We start from the raw sequence: 19,150 nt of genomic DNA, 5'->3' as shown, positions 1-19,150 counted from the left end.
CGGCCCGCGACCTTGGCCTAGAGGGCCAGCGCGCGGCTGCGGTCGAGCAGGCGGAAGCCCTGGAGCGGGGCGTCAAGGCCACGACTAAAGGCGATGACCTTGAAGAGCTCCCCCATCTCGTGCGGGAGCGTGAGGCGCTTGATCGCCTGGCGCGCAAGCAGGGCCGCGCGTTCATCGGCGGGCATGTCATCGCCGATACCGAGCGCGAGCAGGAACGCACCCTGGCTCGTATAGCCGGCGAGGTCGAGCCCGAGGGCGCGCGCGGCGCGCGCGGCGGCCGTGAAGTCCACATGGACGGTGATGTCCTGAAGGCCCGGCAGGATCAAGGGGTCGGGGTGCGCATGCTGGCGAAAGTGACACATGAGTGTCCCTTGGCGGCGCTGCGGATGGTAGAACTCGGCGCGCGGGAAGCCATAGTCGATAAGCAGGATCACGCCGTGCCCGAGATGCGCCGAGGCCTGCTGAAGGAAGGCGTCGACGCCCGGCAGGATCTCGGATTCATAGCCGTCGGCGAGCGCCAGATCGGCAAGCGCGGCGGTCATTTCCCGATCCGCCGGACCTTCACGGACGGCCAACGTCCCGGTGTCGTCGCGTACCACGAACAGCGGATGGGCGCGGCCTTCGCGCATGCGAAATCGCTGCGCCGGGAGCGCATCCAGGAGTTCGTTGGCGACGATGATCACGGCCTCGTCATCCGGCCAGTCGGCGACCACCGACACGCGGTCGGCCCACTGCGGGATCTCGGAGGCCACGCGTGATTGCGCCTCGTCGCGTCGCTTCGCGCTTCGCTCTATCATCCAGTAGCGGTCCGGGAGTCGGCCGACGCGCCCCAGGGCCTTCAGGGTATCTACCGCCAGCTGGCCGTTTCCCGAGCCCACCTCCATGATGGCGCCTTTGCGATCGGCGAGGATCGCTGCCCACTGGTGGGCGAGGATCTCGGCCATGTGCGCGGATAAGAGCGGGGCGGTGACATAGTCCCCGTGCGCCCCGAACACGGCCCGTGCGGCATAATAGCCGCATTCATGGTCATAGAGCGCCCATCCCATATAATCGATGAACGCCAGCGGACCGCGCGCGAGCAGCGCGTCGAGGGCCTGTTCGTGGCGTACGAGCGCGGCGTGCTCGGCGGGCGCGAGTGTCGCCCAAGGGGGGAGGGCAGGGCTTGGCATCGTTAGGGAGGTCTGAACGTTGATGAGGGAATATTGTGGCACACGAGGAGGGATCGATGCAGGGGTCGTGTGAGCCCGTGGTCCTGGTGACCGGCGGCGCGCGCCGTTTAGGGGCTGCGATCGTGCGCCATCTACACGCGCGCGGCCTGTCCGTCGTCGTGCACTATCGGTCGTCGACCGACGAGGCGCGGCGCCTGCAGGCGGAGCTCGAGGCGTTGCGGCCCGGTACGGTGGCCCTGGTGGCCGCCGACATCCTGGCGCCGGATGCCCCGCGGGTATTGGTCGAGGCCGCGCTCGCGCGCTTCGGGCGGCTCGATCTGCTCGTGAACAATGCCTCGACCTTCTACGAGACGCCCCTCGATACCGCAGGCTACGCGCACTGGGACGATCTCATGGGCACCAATCTGCGCGCCCCCTTCTTTCTTTGCCAATCGGCCGCGCCCCACCTCGCCGCGCGCGCCGGCGCCATCGTCAACATGACCGATATCCATGCCCACCGGCCGCTCAAGGATTTTCCGATCTATAGCGTCGCCAAGGCGGGTCTTGCCATGCTCACGCAGTCCCTGGCGCGGGAACTGGCGCCGCGCGTGCGCGTGAACGGCGTGGCGCCGGGCGCCATCCTCTGGCCGGAGGTGGGCGCCGATGAGGCGGAGCGCGCGCGGGTGCTGGCGCGCATCCCGCTGCATCGTACCGGCGCGCCCGAGGATATCGCGCGCGCGGTGGCGTTTTTGCTGCTCGACGCCCCATACGTCACCGGCCAGATCCTGGCGGTTGACGGCGGACGGTCGACGATGCTCTAAGGTATGCCTCAACCGAAGTGGTAGGTGGCGCCCAGGAGCACGGAGTTGATGTCGAGATCATGGCCGTTGACGGCCATGGCGCGATAGATGCGGTATTCAAGGCGTAGGCCGATATGAGGCCTCAGGCGATAGGAGACGCCGAGGCCATAAAACTCCTGATGCAGTTCCTCGAGTATGTCGTTTTGCGCGGAACGGCCCGTAACCCGATGCTCACCGCCGCCGCTCGTGCCTATCGTCGACCAGTCCACGAAGCCGAGACGTCCATAGACGCGCAGCCGGCGTCCGAATCGCGGTCCCGCGGTCAGTGACACGTCGACATTGTTGATCACATTCGTGTAGGGCTGGCCCTGATCGCTGCCGCTCCAGCGACCAAGGCGATTATAGCCGGCCTCCACGCTAAACCAGGAGTCGATGGCGTAACCGGCGTAGATCCCGGCGCTCGCGGAGCCACCGAGGCCCTGGATGTTGGAGGCGCCGACATTGGCCCCGGTATAGAAGCCGGCGGCATGGGCGGCGGAGAATGATAAGGTACCGATCAATGCGGCGATGGCCGTGCGGTATGTCTTGGGCATGAAGCAATGATCCTTGGGCAATAGGATAGATAGGAGCACTCCCCCAAACGGCGTCGGCTATGAGGAAGCGGGTGATGCGCTATACCAAAAGCAGAGGCGACGATGTAAGGTTACAGCGGTCGGGTCGGTGTGGCAAAGGATGGTGGGCGTAGCCGCTCACCGCAGGCCGGATTCGGGGACCTGCCTTGGGCGCCGCAAGCGCGCGGTGGCGATTCGCGTAGACTGATTATGGTTCCGTCATTCTCGATGAATTCTGGCGCAATACGCTCGGACCGGCACGAATACCGACATCGATCAAGGGTCGATCCGGCGCCGCTCTATCACAAGCCCGACCTGACCCGCGCCGCGGATCGCCCCGTGTTTATCGAGCCGCAGCCGCAGCCATGGGACCGGGAATTCCCGCAGGATGAGTCCCGCCACGCGCTCAGCCAAGGTCTCGACGAGGCGAAACTCCGAGGCCTCCACGAACGCGATGACGCGTTTCGCGACCGCCTTGTAGTCGAGGGTGTCGCGTAGGTCATCGGAGGTCGCGGCCGCGCGGATGTCGACACCCATGTCGAGATCAAGCACGATCGTCTGTCGGGTCTGGCGCTCCCAGTCCCAGATCCCGATGATGCAATCCACTCTCAGATCGTGTAAATACAGCACATCGCCACTGTCTTGGGGAACGCCGTCACGCATATCTCGATATGGGCCTATGTTTTACCGGGGCTTGCCTATCTCCTCGGTTCGCTGTCCACGGCCGTTGTGACAAGCCGCCTGCTGGGGTTGCCCGACCCGCGCCACGCAGGCTCGGGAAATCCCGGGGCAACCAACGTATTGCGTCTCGGGGGCAAGAAGGCCGCCATTATCACCCTAATAGGCGACGTCCTCAAAGGGGCGCTCCCGGTGATGCTGGCGCGGCTTCTTGGGGTGGCGCCGTGGATCGAGGCCTTGACCGCCTGGGCGGCGCTGCTCGGACATGTCTATCCGGTGTTCTTCCGTTTTCATGGCGGCAAGGGGGTTGCCACCGCGCTCGGGGTGCTCACGGCCATCAACCCGGTTGCCGGGGCGGGATTGCTCGGGATCTGGCTCGTGGTGGCGCTGATGTTTCGCTATTCGTCGCTGGCGGCGCTCACCGCCGCCGTGGCCGCGCCGTTCCTGATGGCCGCCACCCTGCGCCCGCATATCGGGCTCTTCTTTGCGATGACGTCGGCTATGAGCCTCTTGTTGTTGTGGCGCCATCGCACCAATATCCGCAATCTGCTCGCCGGGCGCGAGACCAAGATCGGCGCTAAGGCGGCGAAAGCTCGCTGAGCGGCCAGCGCGGGCGTACCCCGAAGCCGCCGTCATCGGTCTGCCCGGCGGCAAGTCGCAGGCAGCCGGCATAGGCGATCATCGCCCCGTTGTCGGTACAAAACGCCGGACGTGGATAGTAAAGGGTGGCGCCGAGCGCGCGCACCTCATCTGTGAGCCGCTCGCGCAATTTTTGGTTCGCCCCGACCCCGCCGGCAATGACGAGGCGTTCATGGCCGGTCTCTATCAGGGCCCGCCGGCACTTCACGGCCAATGTGTCGACGATCGCCTCCTGCAAGGCGCGCGCGAGGTCGCAGCGCCGCTGATCATCCAGCGGCTGCTCCTGGGAGGCCAGCAAAAGCGCGGTCTTGAGGCCGCTGAAGCTGAATTCGAGCCCTGGGCGGTCGAGCAGCGGCCGCGGCAGTCTCAGCCCGATGTCGCGGCCCTCTGTGGCGGCGGCACTGATGGCCGGCCCCCCGGGATAACCGAGACCCAGGACCTGTGCGCTTTTATCGAAGGCCTCACCCGCGGCATCGTCGCGCGACTCGCCCAGGATCTCATAGCGCCCGAGCGCGCGCACGTCGGCGAGGAGGGTATGGCCCCCTGAGACCAGCAGGGCGAGAAACGGAAAATCCGGGGCGTGGGTCTCCAGTCGCGGTGCCAGCAGATGGCCTTCGAGGTGGTGGATGCCCAGTGCCGGTATGGCGAGCGCGAAGGCCAGCGCCCGTGCCAGTGTCGCCCCCACCAGTAGCGCCCCGGCGAGGCCTGGCCCGGCGGTGTAGGCGATGGCATCAAGGTCGGTGGGCGTCACCTGCGCATCGTGCAACAGGGTGTCGATGAGCGGCAGGAGCTTCTGGATGTGGTCGCGGGAGGCGAGTTCGGGCACCACCCCGCCATAGATAGCGTGACTGATCTGGCTAAAGAGCGCATGGGCGCGCAGACCGGTGTCGTGGTCATAGAGGGCCACGCCGGTGTCGTCGCAGGAGGTCTCGATACCGAGCACGAGCATGGGGTGGCCCTTAGGGTTCAGGAAACGACGAAGCTTACCGCCGGTCCGCGTCCGCCACCAGCCAGCTGTCCGCGGTCTCAGGGCGCAGTCCTCGTGACCTCTTTCTGTATTGGCGCGATATAAAATTGGTAAGCGCACGCCTACATAAGTCGCCATCGGCCGCCCGCGGGCGGCGATCGGCGAAGCCATGGGCTAAAACCAAGGGCTTTATGTACAAATCGCCCGGTGCGCGTTAGAATCCGCCGTTTACTAAGGGCCGTCGGCTCAACTATTCAAGCGAGGTGTATTGCGTCTATGCCATCGGTGCGCGTCAAGGAGCACGAGCCTTTCGAGGTTGCGCTGCGTCGTTTTCGCAGGTCATGTGAGAAGGCGGGTGTCTTCGCCGAGGTTCGTCGTCGCGAGTTCTATGAGAAGCCGACGGCGGTTCGCAAGCGCAAGGCGGCGGCGGCGCGCAAGCGCGAACTGAAGAAGATCGCCCGCGTGGCTCAGCGCGCCAACAGGCCGTTCTAACGACCCATGACGCTGAAGGAGCAGATCGCCGAGGACATGAAGACGGCGATGCGCGCCAAGGATGTCTCGAGGCTCGAGGCCATCCGTATGCTGAGGGCCGCCATCCAGCGCCGCGAGGTGGACGAACGGGCGTCGTTGGATGACAGTGGGGTGCTTGCCGTCCTGGAGAAACTCGTGCGTCAGGGCCAGGAGTCCATCCAGCAGTTCAGTGCCGCGGGCCGCGCAGACCTCGTGGAAAAGGAGGAGTCGGCGCTTGCCGTGTGGTCCGCCTACCGGCCGGCCCCCTTGTCCGCGGGCGAGATCGAGGCCCTTATCCAGGAGGCCGTGGCGCATACCGAGGCCACTTCGATCCGGGACATGGGTCGCGTGGTGGCGCATATCAAGCCGCGCGTGCAGGGCCGCGCCGACATGGCCGCGGTCAGCGCGCGTATCAAGGAGCGATTGAGTTAGGGACAGGCGTCTGTCTTCCGGGTGCGGGCGCCCAGGGAGGCCCTTTTGGCCGCTAAGATACCGTCGTCCTTTATCGATACCGTGCTCGCGCGCACGGATATCGTTGAACTGGTCAGCGGGCGTGTGCCGTTGCGCAAGGCAGGCCGGGACTATAAGGCCTGCTGCCCGTTTCACGAAGAGCGGACCCCCTCATTTACGGTGAGTGCCGACAAGCAGTTCTATCACTGCTTCGGTTGCGGGGCGCATGGATCCGCGATCGGGTTTCTGATGGCCTATGAGCGATTGGGCTTCGTCGAGGCCGTGACTGAGCTTGCGCACCGCGCCGGCCTCGAGGTGCCGCAGGACGGTCGCCCGGCGGCGCCTGCGGGGCCGGATCTGCGGCCGGTGCTGGCGGCCGCCGCCCGTTACTACCAGGAGGCCTTGCGTCACCATCCGGCGGCGGAGCGCGCGCGCACCTATCTGAAGGGGCGGGGCATAACGGGCACGGTCGCCAAGGACTACCAGCTGGGCTACGCCCCACCGGGATGGAACGGGCTTCTGAGCACCCTGGCCAAGGACTTCGAGCCGGCGGTCCTGGAGCGCGCTGGGCTTGTCATTGCCCGTGACGGGACGACCGGGTTCTACGACCGGTTTCGCGACCGCGTGATGTTTCCGATCAGCGATGCCCGGGGACGCGTCATAGGCTTCGGGGGGCGAATACTCGACCAGGGCGAGCCCAAGTACATGAACTCCCCGGAGACGGTATTGTTTCATAAGGGGCGCGAGCTCTATGGGTTGCCGCAGGCGCTGGCGGCTATCGACAAGGTCGGGCAGGTGGTGGTCGTCGAGGGCTATATGGATGTCCTGGCGCTGTCCCAGTTCGGGGTGGCGCATGTGGTCGCGACCCTGGGTACGGCCACCACCCGCGAGCATCTCGAGCGGCTGTTTCGTTATGCGCCGGAGGTCGTGTTCTGCTTCGATGGAGATCGGGCCGGGCGCGAGGCCGCATGGCGTGCCCTGGAGCAGGCGCTGACGGTCTTGCGCGATGGTCGTCAGGCGAGCTTCCTGTTCCTCCCCGAGGGTGAGGACCCCGATACCCTCGTGCGTGCCGAGGGGCGCGACGGATTCCAAGCGCGGCTGCGGTCCGCGACGGAATTGCCGGAGTTTTTTTTCGAGACATTGTGTGCCCGTGCGGACCTTTCGCGGATGGATGGACGGGCGCGGTTGGTTGAACTTGCCAAACCCTTGTTGTCGAAGTTAGCAAGAGGCGCATTGTACGAGCTCATGATTGGCAGACTGGCCGAGCTTTCCGCGTTGAAGGTTCCGCAGGCCGCGGTGTTGGCGCCCTCACGCGCCGAGGATGCGGCGCCACGGCCCCAACCCCTAGCCCCGGTGCGTGGTGGCTCTCTGGTGCGTCAGGCCGTGGCCTTGCTTTTGCAATATCCCGCCCTCATTCAAGAGGTGGAGGAGCTTCCGCCCCCCGGTCGGCCCGGCATGGACGTCTTGGCGGCGCTCGTGGCGTTGCTGCGCGAGACCCCGGGGCTTACGACCGGTGCGATCGTCGAGCGGTTTGCCGATAGTCCGCACCGGGCGACCTTGGCGCGGCTTGCGGCCTGGGAGTATCCGTCATTGCTGCCCGATCACGAGGGGGTCATGCGCGACATCATGAGAACACTGAACGAACAGGCCCGCGCGGCGAAGGCCAAGGATCGTCATAGATATCTGATTAATAAAGGCAATCTGACTCCGGAAGAACAGGCCGAGGTGATTGCCTATCTACGCGATCGCAATATCGGGGCCTAGTGGTCACCACTACAAGATGTGCGCAGTCTGCTATAATTACCAGTTAATTTTTGAGTCTGAATCCAACTGAAACGGCACGAAGGGCGACCTTAATGGATCAAGAGACGCAACGCCTGCAGCTTAAGAAACTCATCCTTCAGGGTAAGGAGCAGGGGTTCCTGACTTATCGGGATATCAATGATCACCTGCCCGAGGATGTGCATGACGCGGATCAGATCGAGACCGTCATTAGCATGATCAACGATATGGGTATCGAGGTCTACGATCAAGCCCCGGACCCCGACACCCTGTTGATGAAGAATGATTCGGCCACGACCCCGGATGATGATGAGGTGGTGGAAGAGGCCGAGCAGGTACTGGCGTCGGCTGTCGAGGGCGAGTTCGGTCGCACCACGGACCCCGTCCGCATGTATATGCGTGAGATGGGTACGGTTGAGCTTTTGACGCGTGAAGGCGAGATCGATCTCGCCAAGCGGATCGAGGACGGTATCCGTCAGAGCACCGAGGCCATTGCGGCATGCCCGGCGACCATCGCCGAGGTGCTGCGGATGATGGAGCTCGTCGAGCAGGATCAGATGCGTCTTACGGACCTGGTCGTGGATTTCGTCGATCCCCAGGCCGTCGATGCGCCACCGCCTGCGGAAATCGACCGGGATGTGCGTGCCGTCGATGACGGCGACGAGGAGTCGGACGATAGCGACAATGTCGAGGCCGATGAGGACGGCGGCCCGGATCGCGAGGAGGCGCTTGAGCGCTTCAGCCGCATCCGCAAGCTGCACGCGGTGATCACGAAGGCCGCAGAGAAGAAGGGCTTCAAGAGTCCAGAGGTTGCAAAGGGGCAGGAGAAGCTCGCCGAAGAATTCATGGAGATCAAGTTCGTCTCGAAGCAGATCAATCGTCTGGTCGAGCATGTCCGCACGCTGGTCGACGAGGCCCGTGAGCAGGAACGATTGATCATGGAGGTGTGCGTCACCAAGGCGCGCATGCCCCGCAAGGTGTTCCTGAAGAGCTTTCCCGGTAACGAGACCAACCCGCGCTGGATCAAGAAGATCAGCAAGGGCGGCGAAGGCAACGCCGAGGTCATAGAGGCCAACATCGCGACGATCAATAGCGCGCAGGCGAAACTCGCCGATATCGAGGTGCGTGCCGGACTGCCGATAGCGGACCTGAAGGAGGTCAATCGGCGCATGTCCATCGGGGAGGCCAAGGCGCGGCGCGCGAAGAAGGAGATGGTCGAGGCCAATCTGCGGCTCGTGATCTCCATCGCCAAGAAGTACACCAATCGCGGCCTGCAGTTCCTGGACCTGATCCAGGAGGGCAACATCGGCCTCATGAAGGCGGTCGACAAGTTCGAGTACCGGCGCGGTTACAAGTTCTCGACCTATGCGACGTGGTGGATACGCCAGGCGATCACGCGCTCCATCGCCGATCAGGCGCGCACTATCCGCATTCCGGTGCACATGATCGAGACCATCAACAAGCTCAATCGGATCTCGCGCCAGATGCTGCAGGAGATGGGTCGCGAGGCGACCCCCGAGGAGCTCGCGGTACGCATGGACATGCCTGAGGACAAGATCCGCAAGGTGTTGAAGATCGCCAAGGAACCGATCTCCATGGAGACACCGATCGGCGACGATGAAGATTCGCATCTGGGCGACTTCGTGGAGGACACGAGCATCATGGCCCCGACCGATGCGGCGACCGTGGCTGGCCTCAAGGCTGCGACCCTTGATATATTGGACACCTTGACGCCGCGCGAAGCGAAGGTCCTGCGCATGCGCTTTGGGATCGGCATGAACACCGATCACACCCTGGAAGAGGTGGGCAAGCAGTTCGATGTGACGCGCGAGCGGATCCGCCAGATCGAGGCGAAGGCCTTGCGCAAGCTGCGTCACCCGAGCCGTTCCGAGCACTTGCGCAGCTTTCTCGATATGTAATCACCCTTTGCGGGCCTGTAGCTCAGTCGGTTAGAGCAGGGGACTCATAATCCTCTGGTCGAAGGTTCGAGTCCTTCCGGGCCCACCATTAAATCAAGGACTTGCGACGTCCGCTCGCCAAGAACTCCGCCTTTTGCGACAGCTTGAGGTATGTAGCCCTCATGAACACAGACGCGAGGTGTCGCATGGCGACGTTCGCACAAAGGCCAGGGCCGCGCGGTAAGCGAGTTTGGCAAGCGCTTGTGAGGCCGTAAAGGGTACCCCCAACAAACCCGCACCATCGATTCCAAAGGGAAGGCTGAGGCTTGGGCCCGACAGATCGAGGGGGACATGGATCGGGCGTGTTTGTTTCCCGGATCGAGGCGGAATCGACGACCTTGGCTGAGGCACTGGAGCGCTACGCGCTTGATGCCGCTCCCAAAAAGAAGGACGCCTACCACGTTACGCTTCGGTGCCGTCGCCTCAGTAAACGGACTCTTGCGCGCAAGGCGCTGGCGGCGATTCGCGGCAAGGACATCGCGGCCTTCATTCGTGAACGGCAGGACGAAGGGGTCGGGACCCATATGATCCGGCTCGGCCTCGTCTCACCCTCTCACCTCTTCAACACGGCCCGCACGGCCTGGGGCATGGAGTCCCCCTGACAAATCCCGTGTACCTCGTCAAGGGTCAGCGCCCCAAGCTCCCCGGTGCCCGCACCCGCCGCCTCGTCTCCGACGAACCTCGCGCCTTCTGGCCGCCACTGAGCGCGGCCATCGAAACCGCCATGCGTCGCGGAGAGATCGCCGCCATGCGCCGGGAACACCTGGACCGCACCCCCCATGCGGGGGGCAATGAGGCCCGGGTGCTCCTGATTCCGGAAACGAAGACCGTGACGCCCCGGCGGGTGGGTGCCGCTCTCCACGGCGGCGTTGGCGGTCCTGGACGGGCTGCACCGGCGCCTCGATGGGCGCGTGTGGGGTATAAGGTCATTCAGGCCTCCAATATGCGCCCGGACTCCATCCCAGGCCTTCGAGAGGGTCTGCAAGGCCGCCAACATCGAGGGCCTGACCTTCCACGATCTGCGGCATGAGGCGACCAGCGGGCTCTTTGAGAAGGGCCTCAATCCTATGCAGGTGGCGGCCATCCACGGGACACAAAACCCTGCAGATGCTGAAGCGATACACGCACCTGCGGGCTGAGGATCTGGTGGGGATGTTGGGGTAGATGGGCCGCATTGTGGGCCGAACGGCCCATTCGGCCCACAGGCCATGCGGCCTGCAATGCAATGTAACCGGCGCCATAGGGCTGGCGCCGGTGGTCGTGGTGGAGGGGTTATTTGTGCTTGTGGCCGCGATGATTCATCCAGGCCAACACAAGCCCCGCCACACCAATAAGCGCGACCCAACCCAAACCAATATAGAGCTGCTCCATTGGGATGTTCATGCCCGTTGCCTCAAGGTGAGAATAGCGGCCCCTTCAAAGAGCGCGAAGACGCCGACCGCTAACGCCACAAACAACCAGTTGCGATGCACGAGCCCACCTATGTAACCAAAGAAGCCAAACTCCCCAATGGCGATAATCCGCAAGGTTTCGGCAACGCGTTTGGCCTGTTCGTCGTTTAGTTGCATCTGGCGTCGCCTAGCGTATCCGCCATTCCTGTCACGCTCAAGCCTCAGCCTCGCCTCTCCGCCATGCCGGTATGGCGGAGAGGTCTATGAGGGTGGAGCGAAGCGGCTGGCGCGGATCCCGCCGTGCCTCCTTCTTGCGGGCCCTGTAGCGCCTCGCCGCCTCGGCGTTGCGGATGGCACGCGGGACAGGGCTGACCGGTCGGCCGCGCTTGGAGGTCTTATTTTCGTCGCCGCCGACCCGGTTGCCTGCCCCGATCACGGATCCCTTCCCGGTCACCCGGGCAGGGGTGCGATGGTGTGTGTGTTCAGTGTTCAGCCCACGCTCGTGAACCCGGGCGCCACTTTGCCCGCCGATTGACTATGTTTTCGTTGTAAAACAGTATATTAGCAGAAAACACGTGTATGCGTACAGCATAATAAACTTGTATCTAGACATCATAATTGACTTGTAATAGTGACACGTTATATACTTGTAAGCGTGACACAGGAACAACTTGTAAGCGTCCGAGGGGCGCGAGGGTCAAGCTAATCCCCGCTCCCAATAAAAAACTGGCTGGCTCGCTGAGCGCCTTGCAGGCCCTCCAGAAGGGAGGCCAGCGCGTCTTCCAATCCAAGAGCCTCGACCGCCTCCATCGCGAGCGTCTGCTGCGCAACGGCTTCGTTCAGGAGGTGATGAAGGGATGGCTCATCTCTTCAAGCCCAAGCGCGCGCGAGGGTGACAGCACCCCTTGGTATGCATCCTTCTGGGAGTTTTGTGCCCGCTACTGTGCAGACCGCTTCGGTGACAAGTGGCATTTGTCGCCCGAGCAGTCGCTTCTTGTACACGCCGAGAATACCGTCATTCCAACGCAACTCGTCGTCTACACGCCGCAGGGCAAGAACAACATCGTCAACCTGCTCTTCGGCACCTCGATCTACGATCTCAAGCAGGCCGACATGCCGCCCGCCGGCGACGTCGTGACGCGCGACGGCTTGCGCCTCTACATACCCGCTGCCGCGCTGGTCAAAGTACCGGGGTCGTTCTTTAATCGCTATCCGATTGAATCGCAAGTGGCGCTGGCCAGCATAGGCGATGCTTCTGATGTGCTGCGCCGGTTGCTAGACGGCGGCCATTCTGTAGTGGCGGGACGACTGGCTGGTGCTTTTCGCCGCATCGGACGCCCAGATATCGCCGATGAGATCGTCGCGGCGATGAAAGCCGCGAACTACACCATTCGCGACACCGATCCGTTTGCCGCGCAGCAGGCGTTCGGCACGTTGCGGCCCGCGACCGCTCCGGTTGCCGGGCGCATGGAGGCGATGTGGCAGGCGATGCGCGAGCCCGTAATGGCGGTATTCCCGAAAGCCCCGGGTCTGCCGAAGGATCGCGGCGACTACATTAGGTTCGTCGATGGAATCTACAAAAGCGATGCCTACCACTCGCTCTCGATCGAGGGCTACAGCGTTACACCCGTGCTGATCGACCGCGTCCGCGCGGGCGGCTGGGACCCCGATCATCATGATGATGATTGCAAGAATCGCGATGCGCTGGCGGCGCGCGGTTATTGGCAGGCGTTTCAGGCGGTGAAGGGGAGTGTGAGCGAGATCGTCGCCGGCGCCAATCCCGGCGCGCTGGCGCGTGGCGCGCACCGCGACTGGTATCGCGAACTCTTTCAGCCCTGCGTCGCTGCGGGGCTACTGCGCGCGGGTGCGCTCGCGGGCTACCGCAATGACGCGGTGTACCTGCGAACGTCCCGCTACGTGCCGCCGCGCTGGGAGGCCGTGCGGGATGCCATGCCCGCGCTTTTCGATCTGCTGGAGCAGGAGACGGAGCCCGGAGTCCGGGCTGTTCTTGGGCATTGGATGTTCGGCTATATCCATCCGTATCCGGATGGAAACGGGCGCATGGCGCGCTTTATAATGAATGCGATGCTCGCCTCGGGCGGTTATCCGTGGACGGTCGTGCGCATTGAGGACCGGAACGGTTATCTTTCCGCCCTCGATAGCGCCAGTATCGATTCGAACATCGAGCCCTTCGCCAAGTTCATCGCCGAGCGGGTGCAGTGGTCGATGAAGCAGTCGGGGCCTTCATGACAAATCGCGTCGCCCCGCTTTCTTGCGTGAAATCGAAACGCGCGCAGCGATGTCGCGCAGGCGATATGTACATTAGTCCTCTGTTTCAGAAGATGATGGCCTATGCGGAAAGCCTAAAGCCGAAGCAGCTCATCCTGTGGGCCAAGTACGGCCTTCTCAGACCGGACGACAAGGAGTTCCGTGATGAATGAAAAACAGTTTCAGGCGTTGATGGGCAGTGTCCGGGAAGCCGGAAAGATTTTGCGCGGCACGGGCAAGCCGCCCCGTGCCTTCCGTTTCCCCGAACCCAATGTCCAGGAGGATAACCCGCGAAATGGGGAATCCCGTGCGCTCTCGGACTTATCAGGCGGGACGATCCTCGGCCGACACGACGCCGGTCACGATGGGTCGGAATCCTTGGCCATCTTGTTTTGGAATATGCATTTGGCCTATACACGTCCCGCGTGATATATGTAGAAAACGCCGTTTTCTATATATATTTCCCTGGGTAAGGGGATACAATGACAAATACCTTGCCTTTGGAGCACCTGCTACCGGGGCGATTCGATACCCCGGACATCCTGAAAAAGGTGACGGCAGCAGGTCGCAAACTGGCCGAGCTCAAGGGGGTGGCGGCCTCCATCCCCAACCAGGGCATCCTCGTGAGTATGTTGGGCATGCAGGAGGCCAAGGACAGTTCGGCCATCGAGAATATCGTCACGACTCACGACGAGTTGTTTCAGGACGATGTCCTTCCAGAAAGCCCGACAAACCCCGTCGCCAAGGAGGTGATGCGCTACCGTCAGCGCCTTACGCGTGGGGTTCGATCAGGTGCGCGCATCTGGCTTGCTTACCATGAACCATGTCCTCCAGATTCAGGCCGAGCTGGAACAGAACTGCGCCGGCTTGCGCAAATTACCGTGAACAGCACCGAAAGATGGTGCCGGCAAAACGGTCTACGCGCCCCCGCAAGAGCCTGAAACCATCATCGCGCTTATGTGCGACCTCGAGCGCTTCGTAAACAACGCAGCTGTTTTTGATGCCGACCCACTTATCAAGATGGCGCTGATCCATCACCAGTTCGAAAGCACCCATCCATTTTACGACGGTAACGGCCGCACCGGGCGCATTATCAACGTGCTCTATGTGGTCAAGGAGCGCTTGCTTGACATCCCGGTGCTCTATCTCAGCCGCCATATCGTGCGCACCAAGGCGGACTATTACCGCCTGCGGCAAGCCGTGCGCGAACGCGATGCTTGGGAGGAATGGGTGCTTTACATGCTCACCGCCATTGAAGCGACCGCTGGCGATACGATCGAAACCATCCATGCCATCCGCACGGCCTTGATGGACGCCAAGCATGGGATTCGCGCGCAATACAGGTTCTATAGCCAGGATCTCATCAACAACCTGTTCACCCACCCCTACACGAAGATCGAATTCATAGAGGGCGACCTGAATGTCTCGCGCCTCATCGCCACGAAATATCTCGACACGCTGGCGGAGGGCGGATTCGTGAAGAAACAGAAAATCGGGCGCACCAAGTACTGCATCAATCTCGCCCTGTATGCGATCTTGACACGGGAATCCATGCGCGAAGGCACGCCATAACAGGGCCAAGAAACCCAACTCCAAACTCGCCGTCGAGTCCCTCCGCCACACGAAGGACAAGCGCAAGAACATTGCGACCGCCCAACATCGGTCGGTACTGGGGCAGGCGCAGAAGAGCCCGAAGACGTTGCGCTGTCCGCGTCATACCGACCTTGACCGGCGGCTCATCTGGCGAGGCAAGGATGGATAGGGCTGGAGCGATCTTGTCGTGCACGCACCGGCGCTCTCTATCCAGGGAAAGGTTCGCCCGAAGGCGTGGATTGATGACCTTCTGCGCCGCACCAGGGAAGGCGAGAAGATGCCGGCGGGCGCCGTGGGCGATCTGTGCGCAGATCTCAATGGCGTTCCGGAACGCGCGGATAAGACCGAGTTCTACCCGCACGACCAGAACTGGTCGAATCGCCTGATTCTGCGCGACTCGCTGCAGCTCATGGCCTCGCTCGCCGAGCGCGAGGGTCTGCGCAGCGAGGGGCGGCGCATCTCCTTCGATCCGGCCTATGGCATCAAATGCAATCGGCAATGTCCGTCACGGCCTTGTCTATGCACAGTCCCTGCTCGCATGCCGTTTTAGAGATCCCGTGTCGTCTCGTGGCGTGGATAATGGCACGCCACCCAATGGTCGCCGCCCAGAGGTGTAGCCTCCGGCGCCTCCATACGGCAGCGCGGCTGGGCCGTACCGCACCACCGGTAATAGGCGCAGCCTCCGGGCGCGGGATTGACCGCTGCGCCTGTGGCGGGCGCGGGGCTATTGGGGGCGCGCCCCGGAGCGGGTGTCGGCAGTGCGGCGAGCAGCGCGGCGGTGTAGGGATGGGCGGGGCGACGGAGCAGGGTGTCCGTCGGCCCCTGTTCCATCATTCGCCCCTGAAACAGTACCAGTGTGTGCTGGGCGACATAGGAGACCGCCGCGAGGTCGTGACTAATGAAGAGGTAGCTCAGATCCTTGTCGGCCTGGAGATCGCGCAGCAGGTTCAGGATGCGCGCCTGGAGTGAGACGTCGAGTCCCGAGGTCGGCTCGTCGAGTACCAGGAGACGCGGCTCGGTGGCGAGCGCGCGCGCGAGCGTGACGCGCTGGCGTTGGCCACCGGAGAGCGCGCGGGGATGGCGCCCGAGCAGCGACTCATCGAGCCCGACTTGGTGGAGGAGCTGTAACGTCCGTGCCCGGCGCGCATGGCGGTCGAGATCGCAGGCGAGAATCAGCGGTTCTGCGACAATGCGCCCTACGCTCATGCGGGGGTTCATGGCCTCATACGGGTCCTGAAACACGAGCTGCATCTCGCGGCGATAGGGGCGTAGCTCCCGGTCGCCCAGGGTGGCGAGGTCCACGCCGCCCCACAGGATGCGCCCACGGGTGACAGGCGTCATGCGCAACACCGCGTGCCCGAGGGTGGTCTTGCCGGAGCCCGATTCGCCGACGATCCCCAAAGTCTTGCCTGGGGCCAGGGTGAAGTGGATATCGGTGAGCGCCTTATGGGGTTCGCCGCGGGCGCGCCCAAGGCCGCGCCTCGCGATGTACTCGACCGACAGATTCTCGACACGCAGCCCGGTGCTCATGGCGTTCTCGCATACGGATGAAGACAGGCAAAGCGTGTTCCGTCGTGCGTCATAACCGGTTCGGTGTGCCGGCAGTCTTCGCGGACGTTCGCACAGCGCGGCGCAAAACGACAGCCGGTGGGGAGGGGCTCCGGTCCAGGCGGTTGTCCAGGGATCTCGGCGAGACGCCCACCTGTGCTCGGGATGGTTGGGATGGCGTCGCGCAAGGCGCGGCTGTAGGGGTGGCGCGGGGCCGTGAAGAATTGTGCCGCGTCACCTTCCTCGACGGCGCATCCGGCATAGAGGACCAGGATGCGATCGGCGTAGCGGGCGGCGAGCCTGAGATCATGGGTGATGAACACCACGGCGAGCCCCCGTTCCCTCTGAAGTCGCGCCAGCAGATCGAGGATCTGTGCCTGGATCAGGACATCGAGCGCGGTCGTGGGCTCGTCGGCGATGATCAGCGCCGGGTCACAGACAAGCGCCAGGGCAATCATGACGCGCTGGCGCATGCCGCCGGAGAGTTGATGAGGATAATGGTCGGGACCGGCCGCCAGGGCCTGCAGGCCGACCTCGGCAAGGAGTGCGCGGGCGCGCGCGCGTGCCGCATCGCGCGTCCCGCCCTTGTGCACGCGATAGGTCTCGGCGATCTGCGCCTGGACGCCGACACTCGGACTCAGGGCAGTCAAGGGGTTCTGGAAGATGAGCCCCATATCGCGCCCGCGCCAGGCGCGCAGCCGGCGATCGGACAGCGTGGTGAGTTCGGTGCCGTTCACGCGGATCGAGCCCGCTAGGCGCTGGATTCCCGAGGGCAGCAGCCCGAAGATCGCGGCGGTGGTGAGTGATTTGCCGGACCCCGATTCGCCGACGAAGGCCAGCATCTCGCCGCGCGCCACCTCAAACGACAGATCGTCCACGAGCGCCCGTGCGCGTCGATCGCGGGTCACCCCCAGGGTGAGTCCGGATACCGCAAGCACGGGCCTGTCCGTGGTCATCCCCGCTGCTCCCCCTCGAGGCGCGCGAGCAGTCCCTGTCCGAGCATATTCATGGCCAGGATCGCAAGAAAGATAGCAAGCCCCGGGAATACGATAAGCCACCAGGAGCCTATGACCGCCAGTCCCGCGCCACTATTCAGGAGACCGCCCCAGGAGGCGTGCGGGGGCTGGATGCCAAGGCCAAGGAAGCTCAGGCCCGAGAGCCCTAGGACCATGTCGGCTATAAGGAAGGTGGCGTTGACGATCACGAGCGGTAGCATGGCCCGCAGGATATGCACGCGCGCTATATAAAGGCGCCCGGCCCCGAACTGGCGGGCGGCACGCACATAATCGCGTTCGCGCGCGGCGAGCGTCTCGTTGCGCGCAAGCCGCGCGATGCCAGGCCATGCCACGAGCCCGAGGAGCAGGGCGAGGCTGGTCTCGTTAAGCGGCACGATGGCCGCGAAAAATATCATTAGAACGAGTGTCGGGATGGCAAGGAGGGTGTCGAGCAGGCGCATGAGTACGCGGTCGAGCCATGCCGGTCCAAGGCCGGCGGTCATGCCGTACAGGAGGCCCGCGAGCAGGCCTATGGCCGAGGCCCACAGCGATATGGCAAGCGTCGCCTGCCCCCCGCGCATGAGACGCGCGAGGACATTGCGCCCCAGGGCATCAGTCCCGAGCGGGAAGCGCGCGTCCGGGGCGGCCAGGATGTGGTGGGCGTGGATGGCGAGCGGGTCGTGCGGGTAGAGCAGGGGCCCGATCCAGGAAAAGAGAACGAGGACGAGGAACAAGACGCCCCCGCCCACGTCGGCGCGTAGCTTGCCGAGGGTCGCAGGCCAATGCCTGCGTCTCGGGAACAGGCCGCCTGGGTGCGCGGCGGGCCGGGCCCGTGCAGTATCGTCAGTCATAACGCACGCGCACGTCGAGCACGGTATTCACGAGGTCGGCGGCGAGGTTGCCAAGGATCGTCAGCACCCCGATCAGAAGGACGATGGCGGTGAGGGTGGGGTAGTCCTGTTCCAGTGCCGAGCGCCACAACAGCCATCCGAGCCCCGGATAATTGAACACGCTCTCGGTCAACACCCCGCCCACGACCAATGACGGGATCATCATGCCGATCACGGTCACGAGCGGGCGCACGGCATTGCGCAGAACATGGCGATAAGCGATGCGCAACGGCCCAAGCCCGCGCGCCTGCGCGGCGCGGACATAGTCCTGCCGGTATTCATCGCGCACCTGATGGCCGAAATAGCGCGACAATCCGGCGGCAAGCGGCAGCGCCAGCGTCACCGCCGGCAGCGCCAGATGGCGCCATAGGCTCGCAAGTCCGGGTGAGCGCGCGGTGTCACCGAGCCCGCCGGGGGGCAGCCAGGCGAGATCGGCCGCGAATACCAGGATCAGGACTGTGCCCACGAAGAACGTGGGTAGCGAGTAGCCGATGATCTGCCAGGCGCCGATGATGCGCCCCAGGTCGCGGCTGCGTGCCCCTTGCGCGAGACCGAGCGCGATAGCGAGCAGGATCGCCGTGGTTGCGGCCACCGCATCCAAAAGCAAGGTATTGTGGAGATAGGAGCCGATCAGATCGACGACCGGCGCGTGCTGCGTGAATGAGTAACCGAGGTTGCCATGCAGCACATGGTTCCACCATGTGAGGTACTGGCGCCAGATGGGGTGATCGAGCCCCATCTGGCGGTTCAGGGCCGCTACCGCCGCCGGCGTGGCATGGACGCCCAGTATGCTGTAGGCGGGCCCCCCGGGGGTGGCGTAGATCATGAAGAACACCAGGGTCACGAGCAGCGCGAGCGACAAAAGCGAGCTGCCGAGTCTTAGGAGGAGCGCCCTTTTCATGGCCGGCCGCCGCCCGTTTGC

At 63.8% G+C, this 19,150-nt stretch carries 20 protein-coding genes, 1 tRNA gene and 1 pseudogene; 13 read left to right on the top strand and 9 right to left on the bottom strand.

Translation table 11 applies throughout. The features are described 5' to 3' along the window. Window positions 1-17 precede the first annotated feature (17 nt). Window positions 18-1,169, bottom strand: a complete 1,152-nt coding sequence (locus tag C4900_RS14170; protein WP_065968655.1) for a class I SAM-dependent methyltransferase — start codon at window positions 1,167-1,169, stop codon at window positions 18-20. 56 nt (window positions 1,170-1,225) lie between these two features. On the opposite strand from C4900_RS14170, the gene C4900_RS14165 reads away from it, so the two are divergent. Next, window positions 1,226-1,969 carry a pteridine reductase gene (locus C4900_RS14165; RefSeq protein WP_065968654.1) on the top strand — a complete coding sequence of 248 codons (744 nt, stop codon included), beginning with the start codon at window positions 1,226-1,228 and terminating at the stop codon, window positions 1,967-1,969. 8 nt (window positions 1,970-1,977) lie between these two features. On the opposite strand, the gene C4900_RS14160 is transcribed toward C4900_RS14165, so the two are convergent. Together C4900_RS14160 and folB are read right to left on the bottom strand one after the other, a co-directional pair. After that, the gene (locus C4900_RS14160) at window positions 1,978-2,541 is read right to left on the bottom strand and encodes a porin family protein (RefSeq protein ID WP_114283302.1); all 564 of its coding nucleotides are present in this window, start codon (window positions 2,539-2,541) and stop codon (window positions 1,978-1,980) included. Window positions 2,542-2,835: 294 nt separating this feature from the next. Then, a complete protein-coding gene (folB, locus tag C4900_RS14155; RefSeq protein ID WP_065968674.1) occupies window positions 2,836-3,222 on the bottom strand; it encodes a dihydroneopterin aldolase in 387 nt (128 codons plus the stop codon). Between folB and plsY the strand changes: the two genes are divergently transcribed. Continuing rightward, window positions 3,202-3,837, top strand: coding sequence for a glycerol-3-phosphate 1-O-acyltransferase PlsY (gene plsY / locus C4900_RS14150; protein WP_218060331.1), 636 nt, complete (start codon window positions 3,202-3,204; stop codon window positions 3,835-3,837). The genes folB and plsY overlap by 21 nt on opposite strands. Here plsY and tsaD read toward each other — a convergent pair. Continuing rightward, complete coding sequence (gene tsaD, locus C4900_RS14145; RefSeq protein ID WP_065968652.1) at window positions 3,815-4,825, bottom strand: tRNA (adenosine(37)-N6)-threonylcarbamoyltransferase complex transferase subunit TsaD; 1,011 nt, start codon at window positions 4,823-4,825, stop codon at window positions 3,815-3,817. The two genes, plsY and tsaD, sit on opposite strands and share 23 nt — an antisense overlap. Window positions 4,826-5,119: 294 nt before the next feature. On the opposite strand from tsaD, the gene rpsU reads away from it, so the two are divergent. The 7 genes from rpsU (at window position 5,120) to C4900_RS17425 (ending at window position 10,682) form a co-directional block, all read left to right on the top strand. Next, window positions 5,120-5,335 carry a 30S ribosomal protein S21 gene (gene rpsU, locus C4900_RS14140; RefSeq protein ID WP_065968651.1) on the top strand — a complete coding sequence of 72 codons (216 nt, stop codon included), beginning with the start codon at window positions 5,120-5,122 and terminating at the stop codon, window positions 5,333-5,335. Window positions 5,336-5,341: 6 nt separating this feature from the next. Continuing rightward, window positions 5,342-5,785, top strand: a complete 444-nt coding sequence (locus C4900_RS14135; RefSeq protein ID WP_065968650.1) for a GatB/YqeY domain-containing protein — start codon at window positions 5,342-5,344, stop codon at window positions 5,783-5,785. A gap of 45 nt (window positions 5,786-5,830) precedes the next feature. Then, complete coding sequence (gene dnaG / locus C4900_RS14130) at window positions 5,831-7,567, top strand: DNA primase (RefSeq protein ID WP_065968672.1); 1,737 nt, start codon at window positions 5,831-5,833, stop codon at window positions 7,565-7,567. 56 nt (window positions 7,568-7,623) lie between these two features. Next, window positions 7,624-9,504: an RNA polymerase sigma factor RpoD gene (gene rpoD, locus C4900_RS14125; RefSeq protein ID WP_411675235.1), complete on the top strand. Its 1,881-nt coding sequence runs from the start codon at window positions 7,624-7,626 to the stop codon at window positions 9,502-9,504. 11 nt (window positions 9,505-9,515) lie between these two features. Then, window positions 9,516-9,592 (top strand) — tRNA-Ile (locus C4900_RS14120). A gap of 253 nt (window positions 9,593-9,845) precedes the next feature. Beyond that, window positions 9,846-10,145: a hypothetical protein gene (locus tag C4900_RS14115; RefSeq protein WP_114283301.1), complete on the top strand. Its 300-nt coding sequence runs from the start codon at window positions 9,846-9,848 to the stop codon at window positions 10,143-10,145. Window positions 10,146-10,391: 246 nt separating this feature from the next. Continuing rightward, a complete protein-coding gene (locus C4900_RS17425) occupies window positions 10,392-10,682 on the top strand; it encodes a tyrosine-type recombinase/integrase (RefSeq protein ID WP_211306981.1) in 291 nt (96 codons plus the stop codon). Window positions 10,683-10,922: 240 nt separating this feature from the next. Here the strand turns inward: C4900_RS17425 and C4900_RS14100 are convergent, their stop codons facing one another. Next, complete coding sequence (locus tag C4900_RS14100; RefSeq protein ID WP_114283299.1) at window positions 10,923-11,111, bottom strand: hypothetical protein; 189 nt, start codon at window positions 11,109-11,111, stop codon at window positions 10,923-10,925. Between the two features lie 570 nt (window positions 11,112-11,681). On the opposite strand from C4900_RS14100, the gene C4900_RS14090 reads away from it, so the two are divergent. The 4 genes and pseudogenes from C4900_RS14090 (at window position 11,682) to C4900_RS14075 (ending at window position 15,345) form a co-directional block, all read left to right on the top strand. Further along, window positions 11,682-13,184, top strand: coding sequence for a Fic family protein (locus tag C4900_RS14090; protein ID WP_211306980.1), 1,503 nt, complete (start codon window positions 11,682-11,684; stop codon window positions 13,182-13,184). Continuing rightward, on the top strand, window positions 13,181-13,375 hold the full coding sequence (locus tag C4900_RS17015; protein WP_325048177.1) for a DUF6884 domain-containing protein: 195 nt from the start codon (window positions 13,181-13,183) through the stop codon (window positions 13,373-13,375). Before C4900_RS14090 ends, C4900_RS17015 begins: the two co-directional genes overlap by 4 nt. Before the next feature lie 309 nt (window positions 13,376-13,684). Beyond that, a pseudogene (locus C4900_RS17420) lies at window positions 13,685-14,774 on the top strand (Fic family protein). A gap of 298 nt (window positions 14,775-15,072) precedes the next feature. Next, window positions 15,073-15,345 (top strand): hypothetical protein, encoded by a 273-nt coding sequence (locus tag C4900_RS14075; RefSeq protein ID WP_141689298.1) that lies wholly within the window; start codon window positions 15,073-15,075, stop codon window positions 15,343-15,345. Here the strand turns inward: C4900_RS14075 and C4900_RS14070 are convergent. The 4 genes from C4900_RS14070 to C4900_RS14055 are packed head-to-tail and all read right to left on the bottom strand — an operon-like array spanning window position 15,342 to window position 19,129. Then, the gene (locus tag C4900_RS14070) at window positions 15,342-16,325 is read right to left on the bottom strand and encodes an oligopeptide/dipeptide ABC transporter ATP-binding protein (RefSeq protein WP_114283296.1); all 984 of its coding nucleotides are present in this window, start codon (window positions 16,323-16,325) and stop codon (window positions 15,342-15,344) included. The two genes, C4900_RS14075 and C4900_RS14070, sit on opposite strands and share 4 nt — an antisense overlap. Continuing rightward, the gene (locus C4900_RS14065; RefSeq protein ID WP_114283295.1) at window positions 16,322-17,299 is read right to left on the bottom strand and encodes an ABC transporter ATP-binding protein; all 978 of its coding nucleotides are present in this window, start codon (window positions 17,297-17,299) and stop codon (window positions 16,322-16,324) included. The genes C4900_RS14070 and C4900_RS14065 overlap by 4 nt, the downstream gene beginning before the upstream one ends. Next, window positions 17,296-18,189, bottom strand: a complete 894-nt coding sequence (locus C4900_RS14060; protein ID WP_114283294.1) for an ABC transporter permease — start codon at window positions 18,187-18,189, stop codon at window positions 17,296-17,298. Before C4900_RS14060 ends, C4900_RS14065 begins: the two co-directional genes overlap by 4 nt. Beyond that, a complete protein-coding gene (locus C4900_RS14055; RefSeq protein WP_065970823.1) occupies window positions 18,182-19,129 on the bottom strand; it encodes an ABC transporter permease in 948 nt (315 codons plus the stop codon). The genes C4900_RS14060 and C4900_RS14055 overlap by 8 nt, the downstream gene beginning before the upstream one ends. Between the last annotated feature and the right edge of the window lie 21 nt (window positions 19,130-19,150).

Origin of the sequence: Acidiferrobacter thiooxydans (genome assembly GCF_003333315.1) — a bacterium.
Classification (GTDB): Bacteria; Pseudomonadota; Gammaproteobacteria; order Acidiferrobacterales; family Acidiferrobacteraceae; genus Acidiferrobacter; species Acidiferrobacter thiooxydans.
The sequence above is the reverse complement of the archived record's forward strand: the minus strand, read 5'-3'. Positions and strand labels throughout refer to the sequence as shown.